Raw genomic sequence first — 19,038 nt, 5'->3', positions numbered from 1 at the left:
GTCTTGAATTAGGTGAATTAAATGACGAAAAAAATAACTTTAAGCTGTGAGATATGTGGTTCGCGAAACTATTCTTTACCCGCTAGTAACAACGGTCGCGAGGGAAGAATGAGTATAAAGAAGTTTTGCAGTCATTGCAATGCGCATACATTGCATAAGCAAACCATTTGACCAGTTACATAGAGTTTGAGTCAGAACGCTATGTCATTCGGAAGGGTTGGAGAAGAATGGGCAAGATTACGGATTTTTTGAAAAAAGTCGTTTCGGAAATGCGGAAAGTTAGCTGGCCGAAACGTAAAGAATTAACGAAGTATACCGTAGTCGTTATTTCGACGGTTATTTTCATGGCGGTTTATTTCTTCGTAGTGGATCTAGGTATCTCCGGAGTAATGAAATGGTACACTAATCTGTAATAAATAAAGTATGAATAGCGTGAGAATATCCCGTTTTGATGAATGAACGGGTTTTTTCAGCTTTAATTTAAGGGAGGGACGGACGCATAGTCCTCAATGTCATGGAAATGGATAAAAATTGGTACGTTGTGCACACGTACTCAGGGTATGAGAACAAAGTAAAGGCTAATCTTGAAAAACGTGTCGAGACAATGGGCATGTCAGACAAAATATTCCGTGTCGTCATTCCAGAAGAAGAAGAGACGGATATTAAAGACGGTAAAAAGAAAACAGTTATGCGTAAAACGTTTCCAGGCTATGTCTTGGTAGAATTGATCATGACGGATGACTCTTGGTACGTTGTGCGCAATACGCCGGGTGTTACTGGGTTTATTGGTTCTTCGGGTGGTGGAGCGAAACCTACTCCATTATTGCCGGAAGAAGTAGAATTCATCCTAAAACAAATGGGTGTAAAAGAACAGCGCGTAGATATCGATTTCGGAGTAGGCGAAAGTGTGACGGTGCTTGAAGGGCCGTTTGCTCACTTTGAAGGTAAGGTGGAAGAGACTGAAATGGACAAAGGTAAAGTTGTCGTAAGCGTCGACATGTTCGGACGCGAAACGAAGATGGAGCTTTCGTTCGACCAAGTAGAAAAAATGGATTGATGGATAATGGGGATTTTCCACTTGCCAAATCTGTGTAATGGTGGTATCATTTCAAAGGTCAGACTTAGTCTGTACGGATTAACCAATTCTACCGACATTGTCGGCAGGCACATATTTGAGTGGGAGGGGCAACCCAATGACCACATCACGGACTTAAGGAGGTGTGTCTCGTGGCTAAAAAAGTTACTAAAGTAGTGAAATTGCAAATTCCAGCTGGTAAAGCAAATCCAGCACCACCGGTAGGGCCGGCATTAGGTCAAGCAGGTGTTAACATTATGGGATTCTGTAAAGAATTTAACGCTCGTACAGCAGATCAAGCTGGTCTAATTATTCCAGTTGAAATCTCAGTATTCGAGGACCGTTCATTTACATTCATCACAAAAACTCCGCCAGCAGCAGTATTGCTGAAGGTTGCAGCAAACGTTCAAAAGGGTTCAGGTGAGCCTAATAAAAACAAAGTTGCTACAGTTAAGCGTGATAAAGTTAGAGAAATCGCAGAACAAAAGATGCCAGACTTAAACGCGGCGTCAGTTGAAGCGGCGATGGCAATGGTCGAAGGTACTGCTCGCAGTATGGGATTCAAAATCGAAGACTGATTTTGTTTTTTCATAATAAAGCAATTGTTTGAAGGTGAGGGCTGCGGTCGATTGAGATTCGCAGCCTTCATTAAGTGGGAGGTTTAATCCGTTAAAACCACAAATGAGGAGGAAAATTCTGATGGCTAAAAGAGGTAAAAAATTCGTAGATGCAGCGAAGCTTGTAGATCGCACAGCTACATACACTGCGCAAGAAGCAATTGAACTTGCTAAAAAGACAACTACTACTAATTTTGATGCAACAGTTGAAGTGGCTTTCCGTCTTGGTATTGATACACGTAAAAACGATCAGCAAATCCGTGGAGCAGTAGTGCTTCCAAACGGTACTGGTAAAACTCAACGCGTATTAGTATTCGCTAAAGGTGATAAAGTTAAAGAAGCAGAAGCTGCAGGCGCAGACTACGTAGGCGACGCAGAACTAATTGCTAAAATTCAACAAGGTTGGTTCGATTTCGACGTAATCGTTGCTACACCTGACATGATGGGTGAGGTTGGTAAGATTGGTCGCGTTCTTGGACCAAAAGGTCTTATGCCGAACCCGAAAACAGGCACAGTAACATTCGACGTAACGAAAGCTGTTGAAGAAATCAAAGCAGGTAAAGTTGAATACCGTGCGGACAAAGCTGGAATTATCCACGCGCCAATCGGGAAAGTATCTTTTGACAACGAGAAGTTGGAAGAAAACTTCTTGACTATCTTTGATACGATTCAAAAAGCTAAACCAGCATCATCAAAAGGAACATTCATGAAATCAGTAAACGTTACGACAACTATGGGTCCTGCTGTTAAAGTAGATCCGTCAAGCGTTACTGTTAAAAAATAATTGACAAGCACAAAGTGATCTGTTAAGATTACGCTTGTTATGATGATAACCATTTGTACCGAAGACAGCAGGTGTGGCTTGCCACTTAATGCTCCTGCCGAGGACAAGACGCTCTTTTTTAAAGATGACGACTTTTCTGCCCTCATGTCTTAGACATTGAGGGCTTTTTATATCGGTATAAGTGACCCTAATTACCAGGAGGTGTCAACATGAGCAAAATTTTAGAAGCTAAACAAGCAGTAGTTTCAGAAGTTGCTGAGAAGTTACAAGGAGCAGCATCTGTAGTAGTTGTCGATTACCGTGGTCTTACGGTTGCACAAGTTACAGAATTGCGTAAACAACTTCGTGAAGCAGGCATCGAGTTCAAAGTTTATAAAAACTCTATGGTTCGTCGTGCGGCGGTAGTTGCAGGACTAGAAGGCTTGAACGAAAACCTTACAGGTCCAAACGCTATAGCTTTCTCTACAGAAGAAGTAATAGAGCCAGCTAAAATCTTAAACGAGTTTGCTAAAAAGAATGAAAAGCTTGAAATTAAAGCGGGTGTGATCGAAGGAAACGTTGCATCAGCTGAAGAAATGAAAGCATTGGCTACTCTACCATCTCGCGATGGTCTACTATCTATGCTACTCAGCGTTCTTCAAGCGCCAGTACGAAACTTTGCACTTGCTACAAAAGCAGTTGCAGAACAAAAAGAAGAGCAAGGTGCTTAATTTCGCATTTTGACAGTGACCGGAACAAATTGGCCGGTTAAATACAACATTCCAGGAGGAACTTAAAATGACTAATGCACAAATTTTAGACGCAATTAAAGAAATGACAATTCTTGAACTAAACGACCTTGTTAAAGCAATCGAAGAAGAATTCGGCGTAACAGCAGCAGCACCAGTTGCAGCAGCTGGTGCAGTTGCAGAAGCAGCTGAAGAGCAAACTGAATTCGACGTAATCCTTGCATCAGCTGGAGATCAAAAGATCAAAGTTATCAAAGCTGTTCGTGAAATCACTGGCCTAGGCTTGAAAGAAGCTAAAGCTCTTGTAGACGAAGCTCCTAAAGCTGTTAAAGAAGCAGCATCTAAAGAAGAAGCAGAAGAAATGAAGGCTAAACTTGAAGAAGTTGGCGCATCTATAGAAATTAAGTAATTTCTATTTCCCTGAGAAAAGCCCGTCTATTTGACGGGCTTTTTTCTTCATATACAGATATTGTAACTCTACGCAGGAGGTGTATGTATGGGAGAGCATTATTATTCAAAAAGTCCTCAAGCTTCAAGTGCCCCCAAGCAATGGAGAGCTGAGATTCGTAATAAAGTATTCTCTTTCACAACAGATGCTGGTGTATTCAGTAAAGGCAGCATAGATGAAGGATCAAAATTACTCGCCGAAACGTTTAAAGAGCCAACCATCGGGGGAGACTTGTTGGAAATAGGTTGCGGCTATGGGCCAATCGCGTTGTCTATTGCATCGGATTTCCCAGAACGGCTTGTCCATATGGTGGACGTTAATGAGCGAGCGTTGGCTCTTTCTAGAACAAATGCCCAACAAAACAAGATCACTAATGTACAAATTTATGAAAGTAGTGGAGTCAATCAAGTTCAATCAAATGATTTTGCTGCGATTATAACAAATCCTCCTATTAGAGCAGGTAAGCGTACGGTGTTTTCGTTCTACGACGGCGCTTATGCGAAATTGGCTTCAGGAGGGGAATTATGGGTTGTCATTCAAAAGAAGCAAGGAGCTCCGTCTACGGTAGGTCACTTGAAGAAGTTGTTTGGTAATGTGGATACGGTTGCCAAGAAAAAAGGCTACTTTATTTTGGTAGCTAAAAAAGATTGACAGGAACTACATCGTGTAGTAGCATTATTAAATGCATAAATATTTATATTGCAGCTGTATGCCCTTTTGTGTGATGTGTTAGAGAAAAAGGCATATTGATGTTTGGATAAAGATTGTGAAATCGAAAATGAGCTCTTGTCGGAACTCGTTTTCTTTTTGTTTTTTCGAAGTCACAGCGGAATTTCTGATTTTGCAAAAAACTAATATTGTCTTAATGAGGGGTGAATGAGTTGACAGGTCATTTAGTTCAGTATGGTCAACATCGTCAGCGTAGAAGTTTCGCGCGAATCAAAGAAGTACTCGATCTGCCGAATTTGATTGAAATTCAAACGGCGTCTTACGAGTGGTTCTTAGAAGAAGGGTTACGTGAAATGTTCCGGGATATTTCGCCTATCCAGGATTTCACAGGTAACTTATCTTTGGAATTTATCGATTACAAACTGGGTGAACCAAAATATCCAGTAGACGAATCAAAAGAGCGCGATGTGACATATGCCGCACCACTTCGTGTAAAAGTACGTCTTCATAATCAAGAAACCGGCGATGTGAAGGAACAGGACGTTTTCATGGGAGACTTCCCGCTTATGACTGAAAACGGAACGTTCATTATTAACGGAGCGGAGCGTGTTATCGTTTCGCAGCTCGTTCGTTCGCCAAGTGTTTACTATAATGATAAGACGGACAAAAACGGTAAGCGTGGATTTGGCGCTACTGTTATTCCGAACCGTGGAGCGTGGCTGGAGTATGAAACAGATGCAAAAGACGTAGTACATGTCCGTATCGACCGTACTCGTAAGTTGCCAATCACTGTTTTATTACGTGCATTAGGCTTCTCTACTGATCAAGAAATTATCGATTTAATCGGTGACAATGAATATTTACGGAATTCATTAGAAAAAGATAATACCGAGACTTCAGAAAAAGCGATGCTTGAAATCTATGAGCGACTTCGTCCAGGTGAGCCACCAACACTAGACAGCGCAAGAAGTCTTTTGTATTCACGATTCTTCGATCCGAAGCGCTATGATCTAGCGAATGTCGGTCGTTATAAAATGAATAAAAAGCTTCACTTGCAAAATCGACTGTTCAATCAAACAGCTGCTGAAACACTTGTCGACCCTGAAACAGGCGAGATTTTAGTGGAAAAAGATCAGCTAATCGACCGACGTACATTGGATAAATTACTACCGTTTTTATCTCAAGGTATCAATACTGAGTCGATCGAACATGTAGGGTCTATATTGGAAGAACCAATGGTGATCCAGACGCTAAAGATTTACGCACCGAAAAGTGAAGAGAAACAAGTGATTAATGTTATTTCCAACGCTGAAGTAGACGAGTCTATTAAGCATATTACCCCTTCAGATATCGTTGCATCTATCAGCTATTTCTTTAACCTCTTGCATGGTGTAGGAAACACGGATGATATTGACCATCTTGGTAATCGTCGTTTGCGTTCTGTTGGTGAATTACTTCAAAACCAATTCCGTATCGGTCTTTCCCGTATGGAACGTGTGGTTAAAGAGAGAATGTCCATCAATGACACGCAATCTATAGTACCTCAACAATTGATCAATATCCGTCCTGTTATTGCATCAATTAAAGAGTTTTTTGGAAGTTCACAGCTTTCTCAGTTCATGGACCAAACAAATCCACTGGCTGAATTGACGCATAAGCGTCGTCTATCTGCACTGGGACCTGGTGGTTTGACTCGTGAACGAGCAGGAATGGAAGTTCGTGACGTTCACTACTCTCACTATGGTCGTATGTGTCCAATTGAAACGCCAGAGGGGCCGAACATTGGACTGATTAACTCGTTGTCTACATTTGCAAAAGTGAATAAATTTGGTTTCATTGAAACACCATATCGTAAAGTAGATCCTGAAACGGGTCGCGTTACCTCGCAAATTGATTATCTAACAGCAGATATTGAAGATAACTATGTAGTGGCACAAGCAAACGCACTGCTTGAAGAAGACGGATCATTTACTAATGAAGGCGTGGTAGGACGTTTCCAAGGGGATAACACTGTATTCCGCCGCGAACAAATGGACTATATGGACGTCTCACCTAAGCAAGTTGTGTCAGCAGCTACTGCATGTATTCCATTCTTAGAAAATGATGACTCTAACCGTGCGTTGATGGGTGCGAACATGCAACGTCAAGCAGTTCCTTTATTAAATCCTGAAGCACCACTTGTTGGTACAGGTATGGAACATATTTCTGCACGTGATTCAGGAGCGGCTGTTGTTTCTAAATACCACGGTATCGTAGAACACGTAGAAGCGAAGGAAATTCGTATTCGCCGTATTGAAGAAGTGGGCGGAAAAGAAGTCAAAGGTGACCTTGTCGTTTGTCGTTTGTCCAAATTCATTCGTTCGAACCAGGGAACTTGCTATAACCAACGTCCGATTGTCAAAGTTGGCGATCGTGTAAAACCGCTTGATATTCTTGCGGACGGACCGTCGATGGAACAGGGAGAACTTGCGCTTGGCCGTAACGTTCTAACTGCATTCATGACATGGGATGGCTATAACTATGAAGATGCGATTATCATGAGTGAGCGTCTGGTAAAAGATGATGTATTCACATCTGTTCATATTGAAGAATATGAGTCGGAAGCACGTGATACAAAGCTTGGGCCAGAAGAAATCACGCGTGATATTCCAAACGTCGGAGAAGATGCATTGCGCAACTTGGACGACAGAGGAATTATCCGTATCGGTGCAGAAGTTCGCGATGGCGATATCTTGGTCGGTAAAGTAACGCCTAAGGGAGTTACAGAATTGACTGCTGAAGAACGTCTTCTACACGCAATCTTTGGGGAAAAAGCACGCGAAGTTCGCGATACATCATTACGTGTACCTCACGGGGCAGGCGGAATCGTTCTGGATGTTAAAGTCTTTAACCGTGAAGATGGCGATGAGTTATCACCAGGAGTTAACCAGTTGGTACGGGTATATATCGTACAGAAGCGTAAAATCTCTGTCGGAGATAAGATGGCAGGACGCCACGGTAACAAGGGTGTTATTTCCCGTATCTTACCTGAGTCAGAAATGCCGTTCCTTCCAGACGGTACACCGATCGACGTCATGTTGAATCCACTTGGTGTTCCATCACGTATGAATATCGGACAGGTCCTTGAAATGCACCTTGGCATGGCTGCACGTAGTCTAGGTATTCACACTGCTTCTCCTGTATTTGACGGTGCGAACGAGGAAGATGTTTGGGCTACAATGGAAGAAGCTGGTATGAACCGTGACGGTAAAACTATGCTATACGATGGCCGTTCAGGTGAACCATTTGATAACCGCGTATCAGTCGGAGTTATGTACTTGATCAAACTTGCCCACATGGTAGATGATAAATTGCACGCGCGTTCTACTGGACCATACTCACTCGTTACACAGCAGCCACTTGGCGGTAAAGCACAGTTCGGTGGACAGCGTTTCGGGGAAATGGAAGTATGGGCACTAGAAGCTTATGGTGCCGCTTATACATTGCAAGAAATCTTAACAGTCAAATCTGATGACGTCGTAGGTCGTGTGAAAACATATGAAGCGATTGTCAAAGGCGATAGCGTACCTCAACCAGGGGTGCCGGAATCATTCAAAGTACTAATCAAAGAACTTCAGAGTTTAGGATTAGACGTGAAAATGTTGACGGAAGACTTTGAGGAAATTGAGCTTCGTGATCTAGACGATGAAGAAGACTTGCAACCAACTGACGCATTGAACTTGATGAAAGAAGATCAACCGATCGCCTAAAATAAAAGCGAAAAGCGCCGATTAGCCTAGACAGGCGTTGGAAGGATAGCAACGAAAGGGGCACTTTCCTTTCGAAGGTATCCTGAAACGACCCGAGAGGCTGGCGCTTGTAGCTAGATGTGACCTAAGGCGAAAAGCGCCGCTTAGCCTCGACAGGCGTTGGAAGGATAGCAGCGAAAGGGGCACTTTCCTTTCGAAGGTATCCTGAAACGACCCGAGAGGCTGGCGCTTGTAGCTAGATGTCACCTAAAGCGAAAAGCGCTGATCTGAAATATAAAAAAACAAACAAAAATGAATAGAAGAGGGCTTCGAGCACCCTCTTCTATTCTATTCAGTAAGACGAACGTCTTACGTGAATGCACTACTACAAGTTAAGTTGACTGATAAGCCGTTATGGCGATTAGACTAAAGGGAGGTTGGCTCCTTGATAGATGTTAATAATTTTGAGTATATGAAAATTGGCCTTGCTTCACCTGACAAGATTCGTTCTTGGTCGTATGGAGAAGTGAAAAAACCTGAAACTATTAATTACCGTACACTAAAACCGGAGAAAGACGGATTGTTCTGCGAGAGAATATTCGGTCCAACGAAAGACTGGGAATGTCACTGTGGTAAATATAAGCGAGTTCGTTATAAGGGCGTCGTCTGTGATCGTTGTGGAGTAGAAGTAACGCGTCAAAAAGTACGTCGTGAACGAATGGGTCACATCGAGCTTGCAGCACCTGTAACGCATATTTGGTACTTCAAAGGAATTCCTAGCCGTATGGGCTTGATTCTGGACATGACACCACGTGCGTTGGAAGAGATTATCTACTTCGCGTCTTACGTAGTTGTCGAACCGGCAGATACGCCACTTGAGCGCAAGCAATTGCTTTCTGAAAAAGAATACCGCCTATACCGTGAAAAGTACGGCTCTAAATTCCAAGCTGCAATGGGAGCGGAAGCAATCGAGCAACTACTTCGCGCAATCGACTTGGATAAAGAAACAGATTCATTAAAAGAAGAGTTGAAAACAGTACAAGGTCAGCGTCGTACACGCGCAATCCGACGTCTGGAAGTTGTGGAATCGTTCCGTAACTCCGGAAACCGTCCGGAATGGATGGTATTGGAAGTACTTCCTGTCATTCCTCCTGAATTGCGTCCAATGGTACAGCTAGATGGTGGACGTTTTGCAACATCTGATTTGAATGATCTTTATCGTAGGGTTATTAACCGGAACAACCGCCTAAAGCGACTATTGGATCTGGGAGCGCCTGGCATCATCGTTCAGAACGAGAAGCGTATGCTTCAAGAGGCAGTCGATGCACTTGTAGACAATGGCCGTCGTGGAAGACCTGTAACGGGTCCGGGTAACCGTCCATTGAAATCCCTTTCTCATATGCTAAAAGGTAAGCAAGGGCGTTTCCGTCAGAACTTACTTGGTAAACGTGTAGACTATTCTGGTCGTTCGGTTATCGTAGTAGGCCCTAACTTGAAAATGTACCAATGTGGTCTGCCTAAGGAAATGGCGATCGAGCTATTTAAGCCGTTCGTTATGAAAGAATTAGTAGAACGCAACTTGGCACATAACATTAAGAGTGCGAAACGTAAGATTGAACGTCTTCATTCTGAAGTATGGGATGTACTAGAAGACGTCATCAAAGAACACCCAGTACTTCTTAACCGGGCACCGACACTTCACCGTCTGGGAATCCAGGCGTTCGAACCGATACTGGTTGAAGGACGCGCTATTACGTTGCACCCGCTCGTATGTACAGCATATAACGCTGACTTCGATGGTGACCAAATGGCTGTTCACGTACCGCTATCTGCTGAAGCACAAGCTGAAGCGCGTCTATTGATGCTAGCTGCTCAAAATATTTTGAACCCGAAAGACGGGAAACCGGTTGTTACTCCTTCACAGGATATGGTACTTGGAAACTATTACTTAACAGTCGAGCGTAAAAACGCAGCTGGAGAAGGCTCTGTGTTCAGTGATCCGAATGAAGCGTTAATCGCCTATCAAACAGGGCACGTTCACTTGCATTCCCGCATCGCGGTTCAGGCTGGCAGTATTAACAATCCAACGTTTACGGATAAGCAAAATAGTCAGCTGTTGTTAACGACGGTAGGTAAAATCATTTTCAACGAGATTTTACCGGAAACGTTCCCGTACATTAACGAACCGACGAATGAAAATTTACAAGTGGAAACGCCTGGGAAGTATTTCATAGACGGTACAGTTAATGTTAAGGAACACTTGCAAGAAGCGGAATTAATCACTCCATTCAAAAAAGCAATCCTTGGGGAAATTATCGCGGAAATCTTCCGTCGCTTCCACATTACAGAAACTTCTAGAATGTTGGATAGAATGAAAAACCTAGGATTTAAATATTCTACTCGCGCTGGAATCACGATCGGTATTTCCGATATTGTGGTCTTGCCGAATAAAGAAGAGATTCTTCATGAAGCGCAAGGGAAAGTTGATAAAGTCACGCAACAGTTCCGACGCGGTTTGATTACCGAAGAAGAGCGATATGATCGTGTCATCTCTTATTGGAGCCATGCGAAAGACGTCATCCAGAATAAGCTAATGGATTCATTGGATATTGAAAACCCAATCTTCATGATGAGTGACTCTGGAGCACGTGGTAACGCATCAAACTTTACACAACTTGCTGGTATGCGTGGACTAATGGCCAACCCGGCTGGACGGATTATCGAGCTTCCAATTAAGTCTTCTTTCCGTGAAGGACTGACGGTACTCGAGTACTTTATCTCGACACACGGTGCGCGTAAAGGTCTTGCCGATACAGCACTGAAGACAGCTGACTCAGGTTACTTGACTCGTCGTCTCGTAGACGTAGCGCAAGACGTTATTGTTCGTGAAGAAGATTGCGGAACAGACCGCGGTCTAGCCATCACTGCATTAACCGAAGGAAATGAAATGATCGAAACATTGTTTGAGCGGATTGAAGGTCGTCATACGAAGAAGACGATTAAGCATCCTGAAACAGGTGAAGTCATTCTGGCGAAAAACGGTTTAATTACTGCGGACATAGCGAACGTAGTAATTCAAGCCGGTATCGAAGAAGTGACGATTCGCTCTGCGTTTACATGTAATACGAAACACGGCGTATGTAAAAAATGTTACGGCATCAACTTAGCTACTGGAGAAACGGTAGAAGTTGGAGAAGCAGTGGGAATCATTGCAGCACAATCTATCGGAGAACCAGGAACACAGTTAACGATGCGTACATTCCACACAGGTGGAGTAGCCGGAGATGATATTACACAAGGTCTTCCACGTATTCAGGAGATTTTCGAATCCCGGAATCCGAAAGGTGTAGCGGTTATTTCTGAAATTGCAGGTACTGTTATTGAAATTGATGAAATCCGTGAAGGCATGAAAGAGATTACTATTGAAGGTGAAGTCGAAACACGTAAATACCCTACGTTGTACAATGCGCGTTTAAGCGTAGAAGTAGGCGATATGGTTGAGCGTGGACAAACGATTACAGAAGGTTCTATTGACCCTAAACAATTAATCGTAATAAAAGACGTTTCCACTGTACAAGAGTATCTGTTGAAAGAAGTTCAAAAAGTTTATCGAATGCAAGGTGTAGAAATTGGTGATAAGCACGTTGAAGTAATGGTACGCCAAATGCTTCGTAAAGTCCGGGTGATTGAAGCGGGAGATACTGATCTTCTTCCAGGTTCATTACTGGATATCCACCAATTCTCTGAAGCGAACGCAAAAGTGTTGTTAGCAGGTAAAGTCCCGGCTACTTCACGTCCGGTAATTCTCGGAATTACGAAAGCTTCACTTGAAACTGAATCATTCTTGTCGGCCGCATCGTTCCAAGAAACAACTAGAGTTCTTACTGATGCAGCGATTAAAGGTAAAACAGATGAGTTGCTAGGACTGAAAGAAAACGTCATTATTGGTAAATTGGTCCCTGCAGGTACTGGAATGCAGAGATACCGCCAAATTACAATGCAACGTGATGAAGTAGAAGAGACTATTACAGCAGAATAAAAATAAACGGGACATCGTTCCCGTTTATTTCTTAAATTTGTTGACAAGTCACTGTTGAGATGATAATATACAAAAGGTTGATAGTTGTTGACCGTTAACTTTTCAAAAAGAAAAAACGTTCTTTTGAATAAGTGCAAGGCGATAAGCAATCATCATTATAAAATTACAGTAAGCAGAGATCTCTGGAGTTACTGTCACCCGTTTTTGTGTGTGCACGCACAAGAACTTTGTTTTTACTTAAAAATGAACCACCTGGGTGTGTGGTATTATAAAAAACTCGGAAGGAGGAACAACCTGATGCCTACAATTAATCAATTAGTCCGTAAACCTCGTAAATCGAAGTCGGAAAACTCTAAGTCACCGGCTCTAGGAAAAAGCTATAACAGCTTTAAAAAGTCTATGACAAACGTGAACTCACCACAAAAAAGAGGTGTTTGTACACGTGTTGGTACTATGACTCCTAAGAAGCCGAACTCGGCACTACGTAAGTATGCTCGTGTTCGTTTAACTAATACATTGGAAGTAAACGCATATATTCCAGGTGAAGGCCACAACTTGCAAGAACACAGTGTGGTACTAATCCGCGGAGGACGCGTAAAAGACTTACCGGGTGTTCGTTACCATATCGTACGTGGAGCACTTGATACAGCTGGAGTTACTGGCCGTATGCAAAGCCGTTCGATGTATGGAGCTAAAAAGCCTAAAGTTAAGAAGTAATACAAAACTAACAATATTGAAAGGAGGAACTAATTATGCCTCGTAAAGGTCCTGTAACAAAACGTGATGTACTACCTGATCCGATTTATAATTCCAAGCTTGTAAGCCGCCTTATCAACAAAATGATGGTAGACGGTAAGAAAGGTACTTCTCAAAAGATTCTTTATGGAGCGTTCGAAATTGTTAAAGAACGTTCTGGACAAGAGCCAATTGAAGTATTCGAAGCAGCTTTAAATAATGTAATGCCAGTTCTTGAAGTGCGCGCTCGCCGTGTAGGTGGAGCTAACTATCAAGTACCGGTTGAAGTACGCCCTGAACGTCGTTCTACTCTAGGCCTTCGTTACCTTGTAAACTATTCACGTACACGTGGAGAGAAAACAATGGAGGAACGTCTAGCGAACGAAATTCTTGATGCATCAAACAACACAGGTGCTTCTGTTAAACGCCGTGAAGAAATGCATAAAATGGCTGAAGCCAACAGAGCATTCGCTCACTATCGCTGGTAAGGTCGGATAAACAATAGCAGTAATCCGAAACGGAAGGAGATTACAAAATGGCTAGAGAGTTCTCACTAGAGAATACTCGTAACATTGGTATCATGGCTCACATTGACGCTGGTAAGACAACGACAACAGAGCGGATCCTTTTTTACACAGGTAAAATCCACAAGATTGGTGAAACGCACGAAGGTGCATCACAAATGGACTGGATGGAGCAAGAGCAAGAACGCGGAATTACGATTACTTCTGCTGCTACAACAGCAGCATGGAAAGGTCACCGCGTAAACATCATTGATACACCTGGACACGTAGACTTCACAGTTGAAGTTGAACGTTCACTTCGTGTATTGGATGGTGCTGTAGCGGTACTTGATGCACAATCAGGGGTTGAACCGCAAACAGAGACAGTTTGGCGCCAGGCGACAAACTACAAAGTACCACGTCTCGTATTCGTAAACAAAATGGATAAGACAGGTGCTGATTTCCTTTATTCAGTAGGAACACTACGTGAACGCCTACAAGCGAATGCACACCCTATTCAATTGCCGATCGGTGCGGAAGATAACTTCTCAGGAATTATCGACTTAATCGAAATGAAGGCAACTATGTATCCAAACGATCTAGGAACAGATATTACAGTGGAAGAAATTCCTGCTGAACATCTTGAACTAGCTAAAAAATACCGTGAGAGCCTAATTGAAGCTATTGTAGATTTCGATGAAGATCTTATGGAAAAATATCTTGGCGGCGAAGAGCTTACAACAGAAGAAATTACAACAGCTATTCGTAAAGCTACGTTGGCTGTAGAATTCTACCCTGTTGTTTGTGGTACTGCTTTCAAAAACAAAGGTGTACAACTAGTACTAGATGCGGTAGTAGACTACTTACCATCACCACTTGATGTACCACCTATGATGGGCTTTAACCCAGAAACTGAACAAGATGAAGTGCGTGAGTCAACTGATGAAGCACCATTCTCCGCTTTGGCATTTAAAGTTATGACTGATCCTTACGTAGGGAAGCTTACATTCTTCCGTATCTACTCAGGAATTCTTCAAGCGGGTTCTTATGTAACAAACTCTACAAAAGGCAAGCGTGAGCGCGTAGGACGTATCCTACAAATGCACGCAAACAGCCGTGAAGAGATTTCTGAAGTTCACGCGGGTGAAATTGCTGCTGCTGTTGGTTTGAAAGATACAACTACTGGAGACACATTATGTGACGAGAAACAATTGATCATTCTTGAATCAATGGAATTCCCTGAGCCAGTTATCTCTGTAGCAATCGAACCAAAAACAAAAGCAGACCAAGATAAAATGGGTCAAGCTCTTGGTAAGTTACAAGAAGAAGATCCAACATTCCGTGCGCACACAGATCAAGAAACAGGAGAAGTAATCATCGCAGGTATGGGTGAGCTTCACTTGGATATTATCGTCGACCGTCTACGTCGTGAATTTAAAGTGGAAGCAAACGTGGGTGCACCACAAGTTTCTTACCGCGAAACATTCCGTCAGTCAGCTGAAGTCGAAGGTAAATTCGTTCGTCAATCAGGTGGACGTGGACAGTTTGGTCACGTATGGATCGAATTTGGTCCAAACGAAGAAGGTAAAGGTTTCGAATTCGTGAATAATGTTGTTGGTGGATCTGTTCCTCGTGAATACATCCCAGCAGTTGAAGCAGGAGTTCGTGATTCATTAGATAACGGTATTTTAGCTGGATATCCTTTAATTGATGTCAAAGCACGCCTGTTTGACGGATCTTACCATGACGTTGACTCCAACGAGATGGCATTTAAGATCGCTGCGTCAATGGCTTTGAAAAATGCTGCATCGAAATGTAATCCTGTAATTCTTGAACCGACAATGAGAGTAGAAGTTATCATTCCGGAAGAGTACATGGGCGATATCATGGGTGACATTACATCACGCCGTGGCCGTGTAGAAGGTATGGAAGCTCGTGGTAACGCACAAGTAGTTCGTGCCATGGTTCCACTTGCTGAAATGTTCGGTTATGCAACATCTCTACGTTCAAACACGCAAGGACGAGGAGTATTCTCAATGGTGTTTGATCACTATGAAGAGCTTCCAAAATCTATTGCTGAAGAAGTAATCAAGAAAAACAAAGGTGAATAATCAAGTTCATCCTTGTTTCCTATAAGTAATACTTGTAAGATATGGATAGTCGAGGGGACGCTTTCGGCTTCCATGCTAAAAAACTAAACTTGTTCAAATTAAGGGAGGACCTCTAAAATGGCTAAAGAAAAATTCGACCGCTCCAAGGAGCACGCAAACGTAGGAACAATTGGTCACGTTGACCATGGTAAAACAACTTTGACTGCTGCAATCGCAACAGTTCTTTCTAAAGCACAAGGTGGAGAAGCAAAGTCATACGCTGACGTTGATAACGCACCTGAAGAAAAAGAGCGTGGAATTACAATCAGTACTTCACACGTAGAATACGAAACTGACAAGCGTCACTACGCACACGTTGACTGCCCGGGTCACGCTGACTATGTTAAAAACATGATCACTGGTGCTGCACAAATGGACGGCGGAATCCTAGTAGTATCTGCTGCTGACGGCCCGATGCCACAAACACGTGAGCACATCCTTCTTTCTCGTCAAGTAGGTGTTCCTTACCTAGTTGTCTTCATGAACAAATGTGACATGGTAGATGACGAAGAACTACTTGAATTAGTAGAGATGGAAATTCGCGAACTTCTTTCTGAGTATGACTTCCCTGGTGATGACATTCCAGTAATCAAAGGTTCAGCTCTTAAAGCTCTTGAAGGAGAGCCTGAGTGGGAAGAAAAAATCATCGAACTTATGCAAGCTGTAGATGACTATATCCCAACTCCAACACGCGACACTGAAAAGCCATTCATGATGCCAGTTGAGGACGTATTCTCAATCACAGGCCGTGGTACAGTAGCAACAGGACGTGTTGAGCGTGGAGTAGTTAAAGTCGGAGATGTTGTTGACATCATCGGTCTTGCTGAAGAACCAAAATCTACAACTGTAACAGGTGTAGAAATGTTCCGTAAGCTTCTTGACTATGCAGAAGCTGGCGATAACATCGGAGCTCTTCTTCGTGGTGTAGCTCGTGAAGATATTGAGCGTGGACAAGTTCTTGCTAAGCCAGGTACAATCACTCCACACACTCAGTTCAAATCTGAAGTTTATGTTCTATCAAAAGAAGAAGGTGGACGTCACACTCCATTCTTCTCAAACTACCGTCCTCAGTTCTACTTCCGTACAACTGACGTAACAGGTATCATTCAACTTCCTGAAGGCGTAGAAATGGTTATGCCTGGGGATAACGTTGAAATGACAGTTGAACTTATTTCTCCTATCGCGATTGAAGAAGGTACTAAATTCTCAATCCGTGAAGGTGGACGTACAGTTGGAGCTGGCGTTGTAGCAACAATCACAAAATAATTTGTTTGGATCCCGCCCTTGAGGCGGGATTTTTTGATTCTCGTTAGACTAAAGTTAACGACATATATCGAAAAGTGTTTCAAAACGTTTTATAGGGAATTGTGAACAAAGTTTTATAAGTGGATTTCAAATCACGTGCAAATCGCGAGGAAAGATGGTAGGATAGTAAACGGATTAAAAGTTAAACTAATTTCTTCAAAAGGGTTGCACAATCCTTTTATATTATGTATAATGTTGAATGTTGGTCTTTGACTGCGATGAAGCGAGAGGTTACCGATACACCCGGCCGCTTTGCCATGGCGCGTGTAAGGAAAATTTTCGTGGAGAATTGTCTAGAAAATAGGCGAAAGGGAGGGAAAGTAATGGCAAAACAAAAGATTCGTATTAGATTAAAAGCTTACGATCACAGAATGATCGATCAGTCAGCTGAAAAGATTGTTGAAACGGCTAAACGTTCTGGAGCTAGTGTTTCAGGTCCAATTCCGTTGCCAACTGAAAGATCAGTTTACACGGTATTGCGTTCTGTTCACGTATATAAAGATTCACGTGAGCAATTTGAAATGCGTACACACAAACGTTTAATTGATATCGTGAATCCAACGCCACAAACGGTGGATGCACTTATGAAGCTTGATCTACCGTCAGGCGTCGACATCGAAATTAAACTATAAAACATAAAATTAAACAATATTACAGGAGGTGTGACTAATGACCAAAGGAATCTTAGGAAGAAAAGTCGGAATGACGCAAGTATTTGCTGAAAACGGCGATCTAATCCCAGTAACAGTGATTGAAGCTGCTCCAAACGTTGTTCTTCAAAAGAAGACAATAGAAACAGACGGCTACGAGTCAATCCAACTAGGATTTGATGATAAACGTGAAAAGCTTTCAAACAAGCCTGAACAAGGCCACGTAGCAAAAGCTAACACTGCACCTAAGCGCTTCATTCGCGAAGTTCGCGGAGCTGACGTTAGTGCATACGAAGTTGGTCAGGAAGTCAAAGTCGATACATTCGCAGAAGGCGAAGTAGTAGACATTACAGGAGTTTCAAAAGGTAAAGGATTCCAAGGTGTTATTAAGCGCCACGGTTACTCACGTGGACCAATGACTCACGGATCACGTTTCCATCGCGCGCCAGGTTCACTTGGAGCAGTCGATGCACAACGCGTATTCAAAGGAAAAAAACTACCTGGACGTACTGGTGGCAAAACAGTAACGATCCAAAACGTTGAAATAGTTCGAGTTGACGCTGAGCGCAACTTGTTATTAGTAAAAGGTAACGTTCCTGGAGCTCGTAAATCACTTGTACAAGTGAAAAGTGCTATCAAAGGAAACTGAGTAAAACAGAAAGGAGGAAACAGGAATGCCTAAAGTATCTGTAGTAAGTCAAACAGGTTCTGCTGTCGGCGACATCGAACTAAACGATGCGATTTTTGGAATCGAGCCGAATGAAGCAGTATTATTCGAAGCAATTGTTCAACAACAAGCCTCTTTACGCCAAGGTAACCACAAGGTTAAAACTCGCGCGGAAGTAGCAGGCGGCGGTCGTAAACCGTGGCGTCAAAAGGGTACAGGTCGTGCTCGTCAAGGTTCAATCAGATCACCACAATGGCGTGGAGGCGGTATCGTATTCGGTCCATCACCGCGTAGTTACAGCTATAAAATGCCTAAGAAAGTTCGCCGTTTAGCACTTCTATCCGCTCTTTCTACGAAAGTAGCAGCTGAAGAACTAATCGTTCTAGAAAACTTAGCATTTGATGCACCAAAAACAAAAGGCTTTGTTAAAGTGCTTGAAGACCTTTCAATCACTAAGAAAGCATTATTTGTTACAGCTGATCTAGAAGAATCGGTAGCATTGTCTGCCCGTAATATTCCAGGAATCAGCGTCATTTCAGCGAATGGTATTAATGTTCTTGACCTAGTCGGACATGACCAGCTAGTTATGACAAAAGCAGCAATAGAAAAAGTCGAGGAGGTGCTTGGTTAATGGAAGCACGTGATATTCTGAAACGTCCGGTCATTACCGAGCGTTCTTCTGAACAAATGGAAGACTTAAGAAAATATACATTCGAAGTTGATACACGCGCGAACAAAACGCATGTGAAACAAGCTATTGAAGAAATCTTCGGTGTTAAAGTTGAAAAAGTTAACGTTATGAACTACAAAGGTAAGTTCAAGCGTATGGGGAAACATGCTGGTTATACAAACAAACGCCGTAAGGCAATTGTTACATTAACTACTGATTCCAAAGATATCGAACTTTTTGAAGTGTAATTAACTCATACTAAATGAAGGA

Annotated in this window: 18 protein-coding genes and 1 other annotated feature; all 18 genes read left to right on the top strand. The window is 42.7% G+C overall.

Annotation, left to right across the window (positions count from 1 at the left end; translation table 11 throughout):
* Nucleotides 1-21 precede the first annotated feature (21 nt).
* Nucleotides 22-171 (top strand): 50S ribosomal protein L33, encoded by a 150-nt coding sequence (gene rpmG, locus CSV74_RS08850; protein WP_081657859.1) that lies wholly within the window; start codon nucleotides 22-24, stop codon nucleotides 169-171.
* Between the two features lie 56 nt (nucleotides 172-227).
* Entirely contained in the window at nucleotides 228-413 is a 186-nt protein-coding gene (gene secE, locus CSV74_RS08845) for a preprotein translocase subunit SecE (RefSeq protein ID WP_029053291.1), read from the top strand.
* Nucleotides 414-520: 107 nt separating this feature from the next.
* Nucleotides 521-1,057, top strand: a complete 537-nt coding sequence (gene nusG / locus CSV74_RS08840; protein WP_099691387.1) for a transcription termination/antitermination protein NusG — start codon at nucleotides 521-523, stop codon at nucleotides 1,055-1,057.
* A 170-nt stretch (nucleotides 1,058-1,227) separates the two neighbouring features.
* Nucleotides 1,228-1,653, top strand: a complete 426-nt coding sequence (gene rplK, locus CSV74_RS08835) for a 50S ribosomal protein L11 (RefSeq protein WP_029053289.1) — start codon at nucleotides 1,228-1,230, stop codon at nucleotides 1,651-1,653.
* Nucleotides 1,654-1,774: 121 nt separating this feature from the next.
* Nucleotides 1,775-2,476 carry a 50S ribosomal protein L1 gene (rplA, locus tag CSV74_RS08830; protein WP_029053288.1) on the top strand — a complete coding sequence of 234 codons (702 nt, stop codon included), beginning with the start codon at nucleotides 1,775-1,777 and terminating at the stop codon, nucleotides 2,474-2,476.
* A 40-nt stretch (nucleotides 2,477-2,516) separates the two neighbouring features.
* Nucleotides 2,517-2,655: a sequence feature (ribosomal protein L10 leader region), on the top strand.
* A 30-nt stretch (nucleotides 2,656-2,685) separates the two neighbouring features.
* Nucleotides 2,686-3,186 (top strand): 50S ribosomal protein L10, encoded by a 501-nt coding sequence (gene rplJ, locus CSV74_RS08825; RefSeq protein WP_029053287.1) that lies wholly within the window; start codon nucleotides 2,686-2,688, stop codon nucleotides 3,184-3,186.
* A gap of 67 nt (nucleotides 3,187-3,253) precedes the next feature.
* A complete protein-coding gene (rplL, locus tag CSV74_RS08820; protein ID WP_029053286.1) occupies nucleotides 3,254-3,613 on the top strand; it encodes a 50S ribosomal protein L7/L12 in 360 nt (119 codons plus the stop codon).
* Between the two features lie 87 nt (nucleotides 3,614-3,700).
* The gene (locus CSV74_RS08815) at nucleotides 3,701-4,303 is read left to right on the top strand and encodes a class I SAM-dependent methyltransferase (RefSeq protein WP_099691364.1); all 603 of its coding nucleotides are present in this window, start codon (nucleotides 3,701-3,703) and stop codon (nucleotides 4,301-4,303) included.
* A gap of 221 nt (nucleotides 4,304-4,524) precedes the next feature.
* The gene (gene rpoB / locus CSV74_RS08810) at nucleotides 4,525-8,070 is read left to right on the top strand and encodes a DNA-directed RNA polymerase subunit beta (RefSeq protein WP_198040307.1); all 3,546 of its coding nucleotides are present in this window, start codon (nucleotides 4,525-4,527) and stop codon (nucleotides 8,068-8,070) included.
* 424 nt (nucleotides 8,071-8,494) lie between these two features.
* Nucleotides 8,495-12,088, top strand: coding sequence for a DNA-directed RNA polymerase subunit beta' (gene rpoC / locus CSV74_RS08805; RefSeq protein WP_099691363.1), 3,594 nt, complete (start codon nucleotides 8,495-8,497; stop codon nucleotides 12,086-12,088).
* A gap of 297 nt (nucleotides 12,089-12,385) precedes the next feature.
* Nucleotides 12,386-12,805, top strand: coding sequence for a 30S ribosomal protein S12 (gene rpsL / locus CSV74_RS08800; RefSeq protein WP_029053282.1), 420 nt, complete (start codon nucleotides 12,386-12,388; stop codon nucleotides 12,803-12,805).
* A 35-nt stretch (nucleotides 12,806-12,840) separates the two neighbouring features.
* Nucleotides 12,841-13,311 (top strand): 30S ribosomal protein S7, encoded by a 471-nt coding sequence (rpsG, locus tag CSV74_RS08795; protein ID WP_029053281.1) that lies wholly within the window; start codon nucleotides 12,841-12,843, stop codon nucleotides 13,309-13,311.
* A gap of 47 nt (nucleotides 13,312-13,358) precedes the next feature.
* Nucleotides 13,359-15,437: an elongation factor G gene (gene fusA / locus CSV74_RS08790; protein WP_099691362.1), complete on the top strand. Its 2,079-nt coding sequence runs from the start codon at nucleotides 13,359-13,361 to the stop codon at nucleotides 15,435-15,437.
* A 117-nt stretch (nucleotides 15,438-15,554) separates the two neighbouring features.
* Nucleotides 15,555-16,742, top strand: a complete 1,188-nt coding sequence (gene tuf, locus CSV74_RS08785) for an elongation factor Tu (RefSeq protein WP_029053279.1) — start codon at nucleotides 15,555-15,557, stop codon at nucleotides 16,740-16,742.
* A gap of 362 nt (nucleotides 16,743-17,104) precedes the next feature.
* Nucleotides 17,105-17,413 carry a 30S ribosomal protein S10 gene (gene rpsJ, locus CSV74_RS08780; protein WP_029053278.1) on the top strand — a complete coding sequence of 103 codons (309 nt, stop codon included), beginning with the start codon at nucleotides 17,105-17,107 and terminating at the stop codon, nucleotides 17,411-17,413.
* A gap of 37 nt (nucleotides 17,414-17,450) precedes the next feature.
* Nucleotides 17,451-18,080: a 50S ribosomal protein L3 gene (gene rplC, locus CSV74_RS08775; protein ID WP_029053277.1), complete on the top strand. Its 630-nt coding sequence runs from the start codon at nucleotides 17,451-17,453 to the stop codon at nucleotides 18,078-18,080.
* A gap of 25 nt (nucleotides 18,081-18,105) precedes the next feature.
* Nucleotides 18,106-18,729: a 50S ribosomal protein L4 gene (gene rplD / locus CSV74_RS08770; RefSeq protein WP_029053276.1), complete on the top strand. Its 624-nt coding sequence runs from the start codon at nucleotides 18,106-18,108 to the stop codon at nucleotides 18,727-18,729.
* Nucleotides 18,729-19,016 (top strand): 50S ribosomal protein L23, encoded by a 288-nt coding sequence (rplW, locus tag CSV74_RS08765; RefSeq protein ID WP_099691361.1) that lies wholly within the window; start codon nucleotides 18,729-18,731, stop codon nucleotides 19,014-19,016. Before rplD ends, rplW begins: the two co-directional genes overlap by 1 nt.
* Nucleotides 19,017-19,038 lie beyond the last annotated feature (22 nt).

The sequence above is a fragment of the Sporosarcina sp. P19 genome (genome assembly GCF_002743165.1).
GTDB lineage: Bacteria > Bacillota > Bacilli > Bacillales_A > Planococcaceae > Sporosarcina > Sporosarcina ureae.
This window is presented reverse-complemented; position numbering and strand designations above follow the sequence as displayed.

Bases quoted from the DNA above. Each gene is read 5' to 3' on its own strand.
- rplJ (WP_029053287.1), top strand. From the start codon at position 2,686: ATGAGCAAAATTTTAGAAGCTAAACAAGCAGTAGTTTCAGAAGTTGCT.
- secE (WP_029053291.1), top strand. From the start codon at position 228: ATGGGCAAGATTACGGATTTTTTGAAAAAAGTCGTTTCGGAAATGCGG.
- rplW (WP_099691361.1), top strand. From the start codon at position 18,729: ATGGAAGCACGTGATATTCTGAAACGTCCGGTCATTACCGAGCGTTCT.
- rplC (WP_029053277.1), top strand. From the start codon at position 17,451: ATGACCAAAGGAATCTTAGGAAGAAAAGTCGGAATGACGCAAGTATTT.
- rplA (WP_029053288.1), top strand. From the start codon at position 1,775: ATGGCTAAAAGAGGTAAAAAATTCGTAGATGCAGCGAAGCTTGTAGAT.
- rpmG (WP_081657859.1), top strand. From the start codon at position 22: ATGACGAAAAAAATAACTTTAAGCTGTGAGATATGTGGTTCGCGAAAC.
- fusA (WP_099691362.1), top strand. From the start codon at position 13,359: ATGGCTAGAGAGTTCTCACTAGAGAATACTCGTAACATTGGTATCATG.
- rpsJ (WP_029053278.1), top strand. From the start codon at position 17,105: ATGGCAAAACAAAAGATTCGTATTAGATTAAAAGCTTACGATCACAGA.
- rplD (WP_029053276.1), top strand. From the start codon at position 18,106: ATGCCTAAAGTATCTGTAGTAAGTCAAACAGGTTCTGCTGTCGGCGAC.
- tuf (WP_029053279.1), top strand. From the start codon at position 15,555: ATGGCTAAAGAAAAATTCGACCGCTCCAAGGAGCACGCAAACGTAGGA.
- CSV74_RS08815 (WP_099691364.1), top strand. From the start codon at position 3,701: ATGGGAGAGCATTATTATTCAAAAAGTCCTCAAGCTTCAAGTGCCCCC.
- nusG (WP_099691387.1), top strand. From the start codon at position 521: ATGGATAAAAATTGGTACGTTGTGCACACGTACTCAGGGTATGAGAAC.
- rplL (WP_029053286.1), top strand. From the start codon at position 3,254: ATGACTAATGCACAAATTTTAGACGCAATTAAAGAAATGACAATTCTT.
- rpsL (WP_029053282.1), top strand. From the start codon at position 12,386: ATGCCTACAATTAATCAATTAGTCCGTAAACCTCGTAAATCGAAGTCG.
- rpsG (WP_029053281.1), top strand. From the start codon at position 12,841: ATGCCTCGTAAAGGTCCTGTAACAAAACGTGATGTACTACCTGATCCG.